Here is an 11,357-nt window from a genome sequence, read left to right on the forward strand (position 1 = left end):
GAAACAACTTTTGAATAAAAATACATTTTTTTAAAAAAGTTATTGACAAGTAAATGTCGACCTGATATTATTAAGTAGTTGTCAAAACGACAACGAAACACGAAATTAGACCTTTGAAAACTAAACAAAGTAAGACGAACCAAACGTGTAAGGAGTTTCGGCAAGTGCCGAAACAACAACATTAGTGAATAATTATTCGCTAGCAATCAATTAATGAGCTTCAAGCATCATTAAGCAGTCACCTTCGGGTGACGACTTTATATGAGAGTTTGATCCTGGCTCAGGACGAACGCTGGCGGCGTGCCTAATACATGCAAGTCGAACGCTTCCTACCGGTGCTTGCACCGGGAAAGAAGAGTGGCGGACGGGTGAGTAACACGTGGGTAACCTACCTACAAGCGGGGGATAACATTCGGAAACGGATGCTAATACCGCATAGATCTTTTTGTCTCCTGGCAGAAAGAAGAAAGACGGTTTCGGCTGTCACTTGTAGATGGACCCGCGGCGCATTAGTTAGTTGGTGAGGTAATGGCTCACCAAGACGATGATGCGTAGCCGACCTGAGAGGGTGATCGGCCACACTGGGACTGAGACACGGCCCAGACTCCTACGGGAGGCAGCAGTAGGGAATCTTCCGCAATGGACGAAAGTCTGACGGAGCAACGCCGCGTGAGTGAAGAAGGTTTTCGGATCGTAAAACTCTGTTGTTAGAGAAGAACAAGGATGAGAGTAACTGCTCGTCCCTTGACGGTATCTAACCAGAAAGCCATGGCTAACTACGTGCCAGCAGCCGCGGTAATACGTAGATGGCAAGCGTTGTCCGGATTTATTGGGCGTAAAGCGAGCGCAGGCGGTTCTTTAAGTCTGATGTGAAAGCCCCTGGCTCAACCAGGGAGGGTCATTGGAAACTGGAGAACTTGAGTGCAGAAGAGGAAAGTGGAATTCCATGTGTAGCGGTGAAATGCGTAGATATATGGAGGAACACCAGTGGCGAAGGCGACTTTCTGGTCTGTAACTGACGCTGAGGCTCGAAAGCATGGGGAGCAAACAGGATTAGATACCCTGGTAGTCCATGCCGTAAACGATGAGTGCTAAGTGTTGGAGGGTTTCCGCCCTTCAGTGCTGCAGCTAACGCATTAAGCACTCCGCCTGGGGAGTACGACCGCAAGGTTGAAACTCAAAGGAATTGACGGGGGCCCGCACAAGCGGTGGAGCATGTGGTTTAATTCGAAGCAACGCGAAGAACCTTACCAGGTCTTGACATCCTTTGACCACTCTAGAGATAGAGCTTTCCCTTCGGGGACAAAGTGACAGGTGGTGCATGGTTGTCGTCAGCTCGTGTCGTGAGATGTTGGGTTAAGTCCCGCAACGAGCGCAACCCTTATTATTAGTTGCCAGCATTCAGTTGGGCACTCTAGTGAGACTGCCGGTGATAAACCGGAGGAAGGTGGGGATGACGTCAAATCATCATGCCCCTTATGACCTGGGCTACACACGTGCTACAATGGATGGTACAACGAGTCGCAAAACCGCGAGGTTAAGCTAATCTCTTAAAGCCATTCTCAGTTCGGATTGTAGGCTGCAATTCGCCTACATGAAGCCGGAATCGCTAGTAATCGCGGATCAGAACGCCGCGGTGAATACGTTCCCGGGCCTTGTACACACCGCCCGTCACACCACGAGAGTTTGTAACACCCAAAGTCGGTGAGGTAACCTTCGGGAGCCAGCCGCCTAAGGTGGGACAGATAATTGGGGTGAAGTCGTAACAAGGTAGCCGTATCGGAAGGTGCGGCTGGATCACCTCCTTTCTAAGGATATAACGGAACTTTACACGGTTCGCTTTTACTTTGTTTAGTTTTGAGAGGTTTAGTCTCTCAGAACTTTGTTCTTTGAAAACTGGATATTGTCTAATAGAAACATTTAAGTAAGAAAACCGAGAAAACACCGCGTTTTAAATGAGTTTTTTAATGTTCTTATCGTAAGATAAAACAAGTAATACCAATTTAGTAATGATAGGTTAAGTTACTAAGGGCGCACGGTGGATGCCTTGGCACTAGAAGCCGATGAAGGACGGGACGAACTCCGATATGCTTTGGGGAGCTGTAAGTAAGCTTTGATCCAGAGATTTCCGAATGGGGGAACCCAGCATCTTTAATAGGATGTTACTGCTGACTGAATACATAGGTCAGTAGAGGTAGACGCAGAGAACTGAAACATCTAAGTACCTGCAGGAAGAGAAAGAAAATTCGATTCCCTGAGTAGCGGCGAGCGAAACGGGAAGAGCCCAAACCAGAAAGCTTGCTTTCTGGGGTTGTAGGACTGAACACATAGAGTCATAAATGAACGTCGTAGAAGAAGCGTCCTGGAAAGGACTGCCGAAGAAGGTAAAAGCCCTGTATTCGAAACGACGTTCACTCTGATCAGTATCCTGAGTACGGCGGAACACGAGAAATTCCGTCGGAATCCGGGAGGACCATCTCCCAAGGCTAAATACTCTCTAGTGACCGATAGTGAACCAGTACCGTTAGGGAAAGGTGAAAAGAACCCCGGAAGGGGAGTGAAATAGCACCTGAAACCGTGTGCTTACAAATAGTTAGAGCCCGTTAATGGGTGATAGCGTGCCTTTTGTAGAATGAACCGGCGAGTTACGATTACATGCGAGGTTAAGTTGAATAGACGGAGCCGTAGCGAAAGCGAGTCTGAATAGGGCGAATGAGTATGTGGTCGTAGACCCGAAACCAAGTGATCTACCCATGTCCAGGTTGAAGGTGTGGTAAAACGCACTGGAGGACCGAACCCACGTACGTTGAAAAGTACGGGGATGAGGTGTGGGTAGCGGAGAAATTCCAATCGAACTTGGAGATAGCTGGTTCTCTCCGAAATAGCTTTAGGGCTAGCCTCGGAATGTAGAATCATGGAGGTAGAGCAACTGTTTGAACTAGGGCCCCTTATCGGGGTACCGAATTCTGATAAACTCCGAATGCCATTGATTCATGTCCGGGAGTCAGACTGCGAGTGATAAGATCCGTAGTCGAAAGGGAAACAGCCCAGACCACCAGTTAAGGTCCCGAAGTTTATGTTAAGTGGAAAAGGATGTGGGGTTGCTTAGACAACTAGGATGTTGGCTTAGAAGCAGCCATCATTTAAAGAGTGCGTAATAGCTCACTAGTCGAGTGACCCTGCGCCGAAAATTTACCGGGGCTAAACATAACACCGAAACTGTGGATAGAACCATTGGTTCTATGGTAGGAGAGCGTTCTAAGGGCGTTGAAGCTAGATCGTGAGGACTAGTGGAGCGCTTAGAAGTGAGAATGCCGGTATGAGTAGCGAAAGACGGGTGAGAATCCCGTCCACCGAATGACTAAGGTTTCCTGGGGAAGGCTCGTCCTCCCAGGGTTAGTCGGGACCTAAGCTGAGGCCGAATGGCGTAGGCGATGGCCAACAGGTTGATATTCCTGTACCTGTTTGTTTTGTTTGAGCAATGGAGGGACACAGGAGGCTAAGAAATGCGTGCTGCTGGATATGCACGTCCAAGCAATGAGTCTTGAAGTGAGTGAAATGCTTGCTTCTCTAAGGATGAGTTGTGATGGGGAGGGAAATTAAGTACCGAAGTTTCTGATGTCACACTGTCAAGAAAAGCTTCTAGTGAGAAACAAACAGCCCGTACCGCAAACCGACACAGGTAGTCGAGGAGAGAATCCTAAGGTGTGCGAGAGAACTCTCGTTAAGGAACTCGGCAAAATGACCCCGTAACTTCGGGAGAAGGGGTGCTGACCATTGGTCAGCCGCAGTGAATAGGCCCAAGCGACTGTTTATCAAAAACACAGGTCTCTGCTAAATCGAAAGATGACGTATAGGGGCTGACGCCTGCCCGGTGCTGGAAGGTTAAGAGGATGGGTTAGCTTCGGCGAAGCTCAGAATTGAAGCCCCAGTAAACGGCGGCCGTAACTATAACGGTCCTAAGGTAGCGAAATTCCTTGTCGGGTAAGTTCCGACCCGCACGAAAGGCGTAACGATTTGGGCACTGTCTCAACGAGAGACTCGGTGAAATTATAGTACCTGTGAAGATGCAGGTTACCCGCGACAGGACGGAAAGACCCCATGGAGCTTTACTGCAGTTTGATATTGAGTGTCTGTACAGCTTGTACAGGATAGGTAGGAGCTATTGAAGCCAGGACGCCAGTCTTGGTGGAGGCATTGGTGGGATACTACCCTTGCTGTATGGCCACTCTAACCCTCGACCATGATCTGGTCGGGAGACAGTGTCAGACGGGCAGTTTGACTGGGGCGGTCGCCTCCTAAAATGTAACGGAGGCGCCCAAAGGTTCCCTCAGAATGGTTGGAAATCATTCGTAGAGTGTAAAGGCAGAAGGGAGCTTGACTGCGAGACCTACAAGTCGAGCAGGGACGAAAGTCGGGCTTAGTGATCCGGTGGTTCCGCATGGAAGGGCCATCGCTCAACGGATAAAAGCTACCCTGGGGATAACAGGCTTATCTCCCCCAAGAGTCCACATCGACGGGGAGGTTTGGCACCTCGATGTCGGCTCATCGCATCCTGGGGCTGTAGTCGGTCCCAAGGGTTGGGCTGTTCGCCCATTAAAGCGGTACGCGAGCTGGGTTCAGAACGTCGTGAGACAGTTCGGTCCCTATCCGTCGCGGGCGTAGGAAATTTGAGAGGAGCTGTCCTTAGTACGAGAGGACCGGGATGGACACACCGCTGGTGTACCAGTTGTTCTGCCAAGAGCATCGCTGGGTAGCTATGTGTGGAAGGGATAAACGCTGAAAGCATCTAAGCGTGAAGCCCCCCTCAAGATGAGATTTCCCATCACGTAAGTGAGTAAGACCCCTGAGAGATGATCAGGTAGATAGGTTGGAAGTGGAAGTCTAGTGATAGGCGGAGCGGACCAATACTAATCGGTCGAGGACTTAACCAAGATTTTAGGTGGATTCAACGGATCCGAACGAATGCGATATTAGACAAATCCAGTTTTGAGAGCGCAAGGTTCTCAATATGTGTGGTGATGATGGCAAGAAGGTCACACCTGTTCCCATGCCGAACACAGAAGTTAAGCTTCTTAGCGCCGAAGGTAGTGAGGGGTTTCCCCTTGTGAGACTAGGACGTTGCCACGCATAGTTTTTTTGGAGGTTTAGCTCAGTTGGGAGAGCATCTGCCTTACAAGCAGAGGGTCAGCGGTTCGAGCCCGTTAACCTCCACCATGAGTCATTAGCTCAGTTGGTAGAGCATCTGACTTTTAATCAGAGGGTCGCAGGTTCGAATCCTGCATGACTCATACTAGTTGTATCAGCTAGTATGTTGCCTAATTTAAGATATGCGGGTGTGGCGGAATTGGCAGACGCACTAGATTTAGGATCTAGCGCCGCGAGGCGTGGGGGTTCAAGTCCCTTCACCCGCACCATATTTTTATTGGTTGTAACATCAGCCGGCTTAGCTCAGTTGGTAGAGCATCTGATTTGTAATCAGAGGGTCGAGGGTTCAAATCCTTTAGCCGGCACCATTTGCGGAAATAGCTCAGTGGTAGAGCACCACCTTGCCAAGGTGGGGGTCGCGGGTTCGAACCCCGTTTTCCGCTTTCTAGTTATGCTAGAAACAATAACTTGTTCATTAAAGCCGGGGTGGCGGAACAGGTAGACGCACAGGACTTAAAATCCTGCGGGTAGTGATATCCGTGCCGGTTCGATTCCGGCCCTCGGCACCATTTATTTTGCACCCATAGCTCAATTGGATAGAGTACTTGACTACGAATCAAGCGGTTGCAAGTTCGACTCTTGCTGGGTGCATCTCTTTTATAGAGTGTTGCAAAAAGTATACGGGAATTAGCTCAGCTTGGTAGAGCACTTGGTTTGGGACCAAGGGGTCGCAGGTTCGAATCCTGTATTCCCGATTTCTTTCTAGGGGCCTTAGCTCAGCTGGGAGAGCGCCTGCCTTGCACGCAGGAGGTCAGCGGTTCGATCCCGCTAGGCTCCATTGTAACAAGCTTTCTTAATTTAATTATGGCGGTGTAGCTCAGATGGCTAGAGCGTCCGGTTCATACCCGGGAGGTCGTGGGTTCGATCCCCTCCGCCGCTACTTTAATTGAATAAAAGAACTTGGACCTTTAGCTCAGTTGGTTAGAGCAGACGGCTCATAACCGTCCGGTCGTAGGTTCGAGTCCTACAAGGTCCACTTTGATCTTTTGATTAGATTTTCCTTGTAACTATGGAGGATTACCCAAGTCCGGCTGAAGGGAACGGTCTTGAAAACCGTCAGGTGTGTAAAAGCACGCAAGGGTTCGAATCCCTTATCCTCCTTAACTCACTTTTGTGGGCAGAAACATTTATATTATCGCGGGGTGGAGCAGTTGGCAGCTCGTCGGGCTCATAACCCGAAGGTCACAGGTTCAAGTCCTGTCCCCGCAATATATTGCTCTATAAGCAATAGAAATAGCAACAATGGTCTCGTGGTGTAGGGGTTAACATGTCTGCCTGTCACGCAGAAGATCGCGGGTTCGATTCCCGTCGAGACCGTTTATGCGGGTGTAGTTTAGTGGTAAAACCTCAGCCTTCCAAGCTGATGATGGGAGTTCGATTCTCCTCACCCGCTTTTTTTATGGGCCTATAGCTCAGCTGGTTAGAGCGCACGCCTGATAAGCGTGAGGTCGATGGTTCGAGTCCATTTAGGCCCATTGCACCAAGTTTTTCTTGGATGTATAACAGCATATATGTGGTTTGGGGAAGTACTCAAGTGGCTGAAGAGGCGCCCCTGCTAAGGGTGTAGGTCGCTAACGCGGCGCGAGGGTTCAAATCCCTCCTTCTCCGTAAGTTTTAGCACCATTCCATAATATGATAAGAATTAAAGGCCCGTTGGTCAAGCGGTTAAGACACCGCCCTTTCACGGCGGTAACACGGGTTCGAATCCCGTACGGGTCATAAGGTTTCATTACCTTATCAAATCAAATAGATTAATTGTTATACCGGAGGATTACCCAAGTCCGGCTGAAGGGAACGGTCTTGAAAACCGTCAGGTGTGTAAAAGCACGCAAGGGTTCGAATCCCTTATCCTCCTTAACTCACTTTTTGTGGGCAGAAACATTTATATTATCGCGGGGTGGAGCAGTTGGCAGCTCGTCGGGCTCATAACCCGAAGGTCACAGGTTCAAGTCCTGTCCCCGCAATATATTGCTCTATAAGCAATAGAAACAGCAACAAAGGTCTCGTGGTGTAGGGGTTAACATGTCTGCCTGTCACGCAGAAGATCGCGGGTTCGATTCCCGTCGAGACCGTTTTAACTGAATATAAGGCCCGGTAGCTCAGTTGGTAGAGCACTTGATTGAAGCTCAAGGTGTCGGCAGTTCGACTCTGTCCCGGGCCATAACTAAAATGCGGGTGTAGTTTAGTGGTAAAACCTCAGCCTTCCAAGCTGATGATGGGAGTTCGATTCTCCTCACCCGCTCTTTTTTTATGTCTTCAGGGCCTATAGCTCAGCTGGTTAGAGCGCACGCCTGATAAGCGTGAGGTCGATGGTTCGAGTCCATTTAGGCCCATTACCTTATGGTTAAAAATAATTAATTAAGGCCCGTTGGTCAAGCGGTTAAGACACCGCCCTTTCACGGCGGTAACACGGGTTCGAATCCCGTACGGGTCATGCGATAAAAGCTGACGACGTCATAATGACGCCGTCAGTTTTTTTATTTTGAATGGAACAAACAAAAGCATCCTTTTTATGAGGATGCTTTTTGCTGCACATTATAGTAGGTAAAAAGAAATGGTTTCAATAAGAGTAAAGACAAATAGATAAGTCATTTGATAAAGGAACAGTGTTTTTAAGCACAGTTTTTTTTCTTTTTTACGATGGATCATATTTATAAAATGAAGAATAAATGGAACAGTGAATAGGAACAATACTAACAAGTAACCAAAAGTGCTGGCGAGTAAAAAGATAGTTGTCAGATAAATAAGTGTAATCAGGATAAGTGTCTTTAAAAGGAAATCTTTTTTCAATATAGGTTGCTGGACAGTTGTTTGCAGGTAATACGTATGCATCTCTACCAAAATATTGACCAGGACCAATGGAATGCTCCATTTTAATAACTCCAGCGGTAAAAAGTGAACTTGAGTAAAGAAACTCAAGTAGGTAATGATTCCGCCTTTAAAAAAACTGACAACTAAAATGGTCAAATTGGACCACCCTATACTTTTAAGATAATGCTGGAAGTGCATGATTAGACTATAGAGAATAGTTAACAATGCTACTAAGTAATTCGTTGATACAGCAAGTGTACTAATCAGCACAAGATTAATGATTTCTAACAGGATAAATGGAAGAGTGAGAGTGCTCTTAGCAAACAGTTCATGTTTGGACAAATACGACTCAATATAGTAGTTCGTAAATAAGTATAGGTATAACAGGAAAAAAACGGAGCGATTAAAAGTGTTATATTGTAAGGCATATACTGTTCCTATTATTAAATAACTAAGTGGTCTAAGAAAAACCAGTACAATAGGATTGTATAAAAATTGCTCAATAAAGTGTTTAAAAGTTTGTGTCACTGAGAAGCTCCTTTCTTGAGGTAACATTATATTCAAATAGGTAATGAGTGCAGTGGATCATTTTCTTATCTATCATACCAAAAAAATACAATGGATAAATAAAAAGTTTTTCATAGACCAATTGACGTATCATTTTGTATCTAATTGTGATAAACTGTATAAGGTTTGCAAAAGGATTCCCGATAGGATTCACTTTGAATAGTGGAGAAGCCTTGTAACCGAAAAAACAAAGGGGGATATCTAATGTCAGAAAGAAAATTATTTACATCCGAGTCCGTATCAGAAGGACATCCGGATAAGATTGCGGATCAAATAAGCGACGCAATTCTTGATGCCATTTTAGAAAAAGATTCAACAGCTCGTGTAGCTTGTGAGACAATAGTCACAACTGGTTTAGTTTTAGTAGCAGGAGAAATTTCAACTACTGCTTATGTAGATATTCAAAAAATCGTTCGTGATACCGTTCGAGATATTGGATACACAAGAGCAAAATATGGATTTGATGCAGAAACATGTGGTGTACTTGTCGCAATAGATGAACAATCGGGAGATATTGCTCAAGGGGTCAATGATTCAGTTGAATCTAGAGAATTGAATGATGATGAGTTAAGTCAAATAGGAGCTGGAGATCAAGGATTGATGTTTGGTTTTGCTATCAACGAAACACCAGAATTGATGCCGTTGCCTATTTCGTTAAGTCATCGTTTAACAAGAAAAATTGCAGCTTTACGTAAAGAGAATGAGATATCTTACTTACGACCTGACGCTAAAGCACAGGTTACTGTAGAGTATGATGAAGCAGGGAAACCAGTTCGAGTGGATACTGTGGTTATTAGTACCCAACATGCTCCAGAAGTGGCTTATGAAGAGCTAAAGCAAGATATGATTGAAAAAGTGATCAAACAAGAAATTCCTGCTGAATTGTTGGATGCAGAAACAAAATACTTTATTAATCCAACGGGTCGATTCGTTATTGGTGGACCACAAGGTGACGCTGGGTTGACAGGACGTAAAATTATTGTAGATACTTACGGTGGATACGCTCGTCATGGTGGAGGAGCTTTCTCTGGAAAAGATCCTACAAAAGTTGACCGTTCAGCAAGTTATGCTGCACGATACATTGCGAAGAACATCGTTGCTGCTGGTTTAGCAGATAAATGTGAAGTGCAATTAGCTTATGCTATTGGTGTAGCTCAACCCGTTTCTATTTCGATTGATACATTTGAAACGGGTAAAGTTTCAGAAGCTAAATTGATTGAAGCTGTTCGTTCTAATTTCGACTTGAGACCTGCAGGTATTATTCAAATGCTTGATTTGCAAAGACCTATCTACAAGCAAACTGCAGCTTACGGTCATTTTGGCAGAACAGATATTGAACTGCCTTGGGAAAAGACGGATAAAGTAGATGTATTAAAAGAATTATTAAGTTAAATAAAAAAGAGATGGATATTCCATCTCTTTTTTATTTTGCCTCTTAAACTAGTTTTTCAACAGCCAACAAAAATGGCGGGTAATTTTTTTGATTTATAAACCCATATTTCAATGTACTGTATTCTTTTTGAGGCAATTGCGAAACGTATTCAAGTACAGCATCTTTTTCTTCTTCTCCGCCTTCGTGACCATAATAGACAACAATAATCAATAAGGAACCTTTTCTTAGCAACGGTAGGAGAGTAGAAATAGCTTTTAGTGTCGTTGAACTTCTAGTAATGATCGATTTATCGCTTTTAGGTAAATAGCCTAAGTTGAATATAGCTCCAGAGACGGGAGTTTTGGGGTCAATGATTTCACCTAGTGTTTCATGACCTTGTTGGTATAACTCCACTTGCTGATGTAAATTTGTATAAATCAATTTTTCTTTAGTCGTTTCTATGGCTTTTTTTTGGACATCGAATCCGTAGACCTTACCGTTAGTTCCGACCAATTTAGCTAGTAGGACGGTATCTGATCCATTTCCTACAGTAGCGTCTACCACGATATCTCCTTGACTGATAGTATTTTTCAATAATGTATGGCTGAATCGTAAAGCATTTTCAAGCACTTATGAACACTCCTTTTATTTACTTCGACTTATAACAGTCTTCCACTTAGGGTATGTTCCAATCGTAAAGCTCAACCAGGCAGCACCGGCTGAAAAACCTCCGATAACATCTGTTGCAAAATGTACACCAAGATAGATGCGACTTATTCCAATAAGCAAGATAAGAACCGCTGCAAAAATAAATAAACCAATACGCAGTTTTTTTTGACGAATAATTTTAGTAAGCAGAAATAAAATCCCACCATAACAAATCATAGACCCCATTGAGTGCCCACTCGGGAAGGAGAGTCCCCCTTGTTCCACCAAATGTTCAATAACAGGCCGAGCACGTTGAAAAATCACTTTTAAGAGTTGATTCAGTAGGCCTGCTCCCAGAACAGATTGTACAACTAACCATAAAGCTGCTGAACGATTTTTGTATCTCCAAGCACACAAAACAGCTGTCAAAAGGACGAAGAGGCCTAAAAAAATGGTTCCTCCCAAGTCAGTTAGAAAAATAAAAAAAGGAGTCAGTGTTGGGTTTCTCAAAGATAAGATAGGTTGACCAATGCTGCGATCGATAAATTGAATAATCTCCTCGCTTATTGAACCGCTTAAAACAATTAAAATAAAAGGGAGCGCTAAAATCAAACTCCAAACATACCAAGGATAACGCTTCATAAATGTAGATGATTTAGTAGATGTCATAAGTTACCTGCTTTCTGAATATACTCCATTTAGTTTATCATAATTTTGAATAAACACTTCACTAAAAGTTCTTATTTTATAT

4 protein-coding genes, 25 tRNA genes, 3 rRNA genes and 1 riboswitch are annotated in these 11,357 nt (G+C 44.9%); of the genes, 29 read left to right on the forward strand and 3 right to left on the reverse strand.

What is annotated here, in order from left to right; all coding sequences use genetic code 11:
• The first annotated feature begins 257 nt into the window (after positions 1–257).
• The 28 genes from LMF32_RS08865 to LMF32_RS09000 all read left to right on the forward strand — a co-directional run bounded on the left by LMF32_RS08865 (position 258) and on the right by LMF32_RS09000 (position 7,642).
• Positions 258–1,808 (forward strand): 16S ribosomal RNA (locus tag LMF32_RS08865).
• A 207-nt stretch (positions 1,809–2,015) separates the two neighbouring features.
• Positions 2,016–4,934: ribosomal RNA gene (locus LMF32_RS08870) — 23S ribosomal RNA — on the forward strand.
• 80 nt (positions 4,935–5,014) lie between these two features.
• Positions 5,015–5,130: ribosomal RNA gene (rrf, locus tag LMF32_RS08875) — 5S ribosomal RNA — on the forward strand.
• Together the 16S, 23S and 5S rRNA genes with 25 tRNA genes alongside form the textbook arrangement of a ribosomal RNA operon.
• A gap of 11 nt (positions 5,131–5,141) precedes the next feature.
• A tRNA-Val gene (locus LMF32_RS08880) sits at positions 5,142–5,217 on the forward strand.
• A gap of 1 nt (position 5,218) precedes the next feature.
• A tRNA-Lys gene (locus LMF32_RS08885) sits at positions 5,219–5,291 on the forward strand.
• Between the two features lie 41 nt (positions 5,292–5,332).
• A tRNA-Leu gene (locus LMF32_RS08890) sits at positions 5,333–5,417 on the forward strand.
• 23 nt (positions 5,418–5,440) lie between these two features.
• Positions 5,441–5,516: transfer RNA gene (locus tag LMF32_RS08895), tRNA-Thr, on the forward strand.
• A 3-nt stretch (positions 5,517–5,519) separates the two neighbouring features.
• Positions 5,520–5,591: transfer RNA gene (locus tag LMF32_RS08900), tRNA-Gly, on the forward strand.
• A gap of 37 nt (positions 5,592–5,628) precedes the next feature.
• Positions 5,629–5,717, forward strand: a tRNA-Leu gene (locus LMF32_RS08905).
• 8 nt (positions 5,718–5,725) lie between these two features.
• Positions 5,726–5,799, forward strand: a tRNA-Arg gene (locus LMF32_RS08910).
• A 30-nt stretch (positions 5,800–5,829) separates the two neighbouring features.
• Positions 5,830–5,903: transfer RNA gene (locus LMF32_RS08915), tRNA-Pro, on the forward strand.
• A 10-nt stretch (positions 5,904–5,913) separates the two neighbouring features.
• Positions 5,914–5,986: transfer RNA gene (locus LMF32_RS08920), tRNA-Ala, on the forward strand.
• Positions 5,987–6,014: 28 nt separating this feature from the next.
• A tRNA-Met gene (locus LMF32_RS08925) sits at positions 6,015–6,088 on the forward strand.
• Between the two features lie 22 nt (positions 6,089–6,110).
• Positions 6,111–6,184: transfer RNA gene (locus tag LMF32_RS08930), tRNA-Ile, on the forward strand.
• 35 nt (positions 6,185–6,219) lie between these two features.
• Positions 6,220–6,309, forward strand: a tRNA-Ser gene (locus tag LMF32_RS08935).
• A gap of 35 nt (positions 6,310–6,344) precedes the next feature.
• Positions 6,345–6,417: transfer RNA gene (locus LMF32_RS08940), tRNA-Met, on the forward strand.
• A gap of 35 nt (positions 6,418–6,452) precedes the next feature.
• Positions 6,453–6,525, forward strand: a tRNA-Asp gene (locus LMF32_RS08945).
• A 5-nt stretch (positions 6,526–6,530) separates the two neighbouring features.
• Positions 6,531–6,601: transfer RNA gene (locus LMF32_RS08950), tRNA-Gly, on the forward strand.
• An 8-nt stretch (positions 6,602–6,609) separates the two neighbouring features.
• Positions 6,610–6,683: transfer RNA gene (locus tag LMF32_RS08955), tRNA-Ile, on the forward strand.
• A 45-nt stretch (positions 6,684–6,728) separates the two neighbouring features.
• Positions 6,729–6,816, forward strand: a tRNA-Ser gene (locus tag LMF32_RS08960).
• Positions 6,817–6,855: 39 nt separating this feature from the next.
• Positions 6,856–6,927: transfer RNA gene (locus LMF32_RS08965), tRNA-Glu, on the forward strand.
• 46 nt (positions 6,928–6,973) lie between these two features.
• Positions 6,974–7,063, forward strand: a tRNA-Ser gene (locus tag LMF32_RS08970).
• A gap of 36 nt (positions 7,064–7,099) precedes the next feature.
• Positions 7,100–7,172: transfer RNA gene (locus tag LMF32_RS08975), tRNA-Met, on the forward strand.
• Positions 7,173–7,207: 35 nt separating this feature from the next.
• Positions 7,208–7,280 (forward strand) — tRNA-Asp (locus LMF32_RS08980).
• A 16-nt stretch (positions 7,281–7,296) separates the two neighbouring features.
• Positions 7,297–7,369 (forward strand) — tRNA-Phe (locus LMF32_RS08985).
• Positions 7,370–7,379: 10 nt separating this feature from the next.
• Positions 7,380–7,450: transfer RNA gene (locus tag LMF32_RS08990), tRNA-Gly, on the forward strand.
• Positions 7,451–7,467: 17 nt separating this feature from the next.
• Positions 7,468–7,541: transfer RNA gene (locus LMF32_RS08995), tRNA-Ile, on the forward strand.
• A gap of 29 nt (positions 7,542–7,570) precedes the next feature.
• Positions 7,571–7,642, forward strand: a tRNA-Glu gene (locus LMF32_RS09000).
• Positions 7,643–7,743: 101 nt separating this feature from the next.
• Here the strand turns inward: LMF32_RS09000 and LMF32_RS09005 are convergent.
• A complete protein-coding gene (locus tag LMF32_RS09005; RefSeq protein WP_230524530.1) occupies positions 7,744–8,547 on the reverse strand; it encodes a hypothetical protein in 804 nt (267 codons plus the stop codon).
• 159 nt (positions 8,548–8,706) lie between these two features.
• Positions 8,707–8,793, forward strand: a riboswitch (SMK box riboswitch).
• On the opposite strand from LMF32_RS09005, the gene metK reads away from it, so the two are divergent.
• On the forward strand, positions 8,791–9,978 hold the full coding sequence (gene metK, locus LMF32_RS09010; protein WP_188205168.1) for a methionine adenosyltransferase: 1,188 nt from the start codon (positions 8,791–8,793) through the stop codon (positions 9,976–9,978). (Overlaps the previous riboswitch by 3 nt.)
• 43 nt (positions 9,979–10,021) lie before the next feature.
• Here metK and LMF32_RS09015 read toward each other — a convergent pair whose 3' ends face one another.
• Both LMF32_RS09015 and LMF32_RS09020 read right to left on the reverse strand, forming a co-directional pair.
• Entirely contained in the window at positions 10,022–10,588 is a 567-nt protein-coding gene (locus LMF32_RS09015; protein ID WP_230524531.1) for a class I SAM-dependent methyltransferase, read from the reverse strand.
• Positions 10,589–10,603: 15 nt separating this feature from the next.
• Positions 10,604–11,275 carry a phosphatase PAP2 family protein gene (locus LMF32_RS09020; protein ID WP_230524532.1) on the reverse strand — a complete coding sequence of 224 codons (672 nt, stop codon included), beginning with the start codon at positions 11,273–11,275 and terminating at the stop codon, positions 10,604–10,606.
• Positions 11,276–11,357: the final 82 nt, after the last annotated feature.

It is taken from the genome of Desemzia sp. C1 (genome assembly GCF_020882875.1).
GTDB classification, from domain to species: domain Bacteria; phylum Bacillota; class Bacilli; order Lactobacillales; family Carnobacteriaceae; genus Desemzia; species Desemzia incerta.

Excerpts from the sequence above, each read along its gene's own strand:
- metK (WP_188205168.1), top strand. The coding sequence starts at position 8,791 with ATGTCAGAAAGAAAATTATTTACATCCGAGTCCGTATCAGAAGGACAT.
- LMF32_RS09020 (WP_230524532.1), bottom strand. The coding sequence starts at position 11,275 with ATGACATCTACTAAATCATCTACATTTATGAAGCGTTATCCTTGGTAT.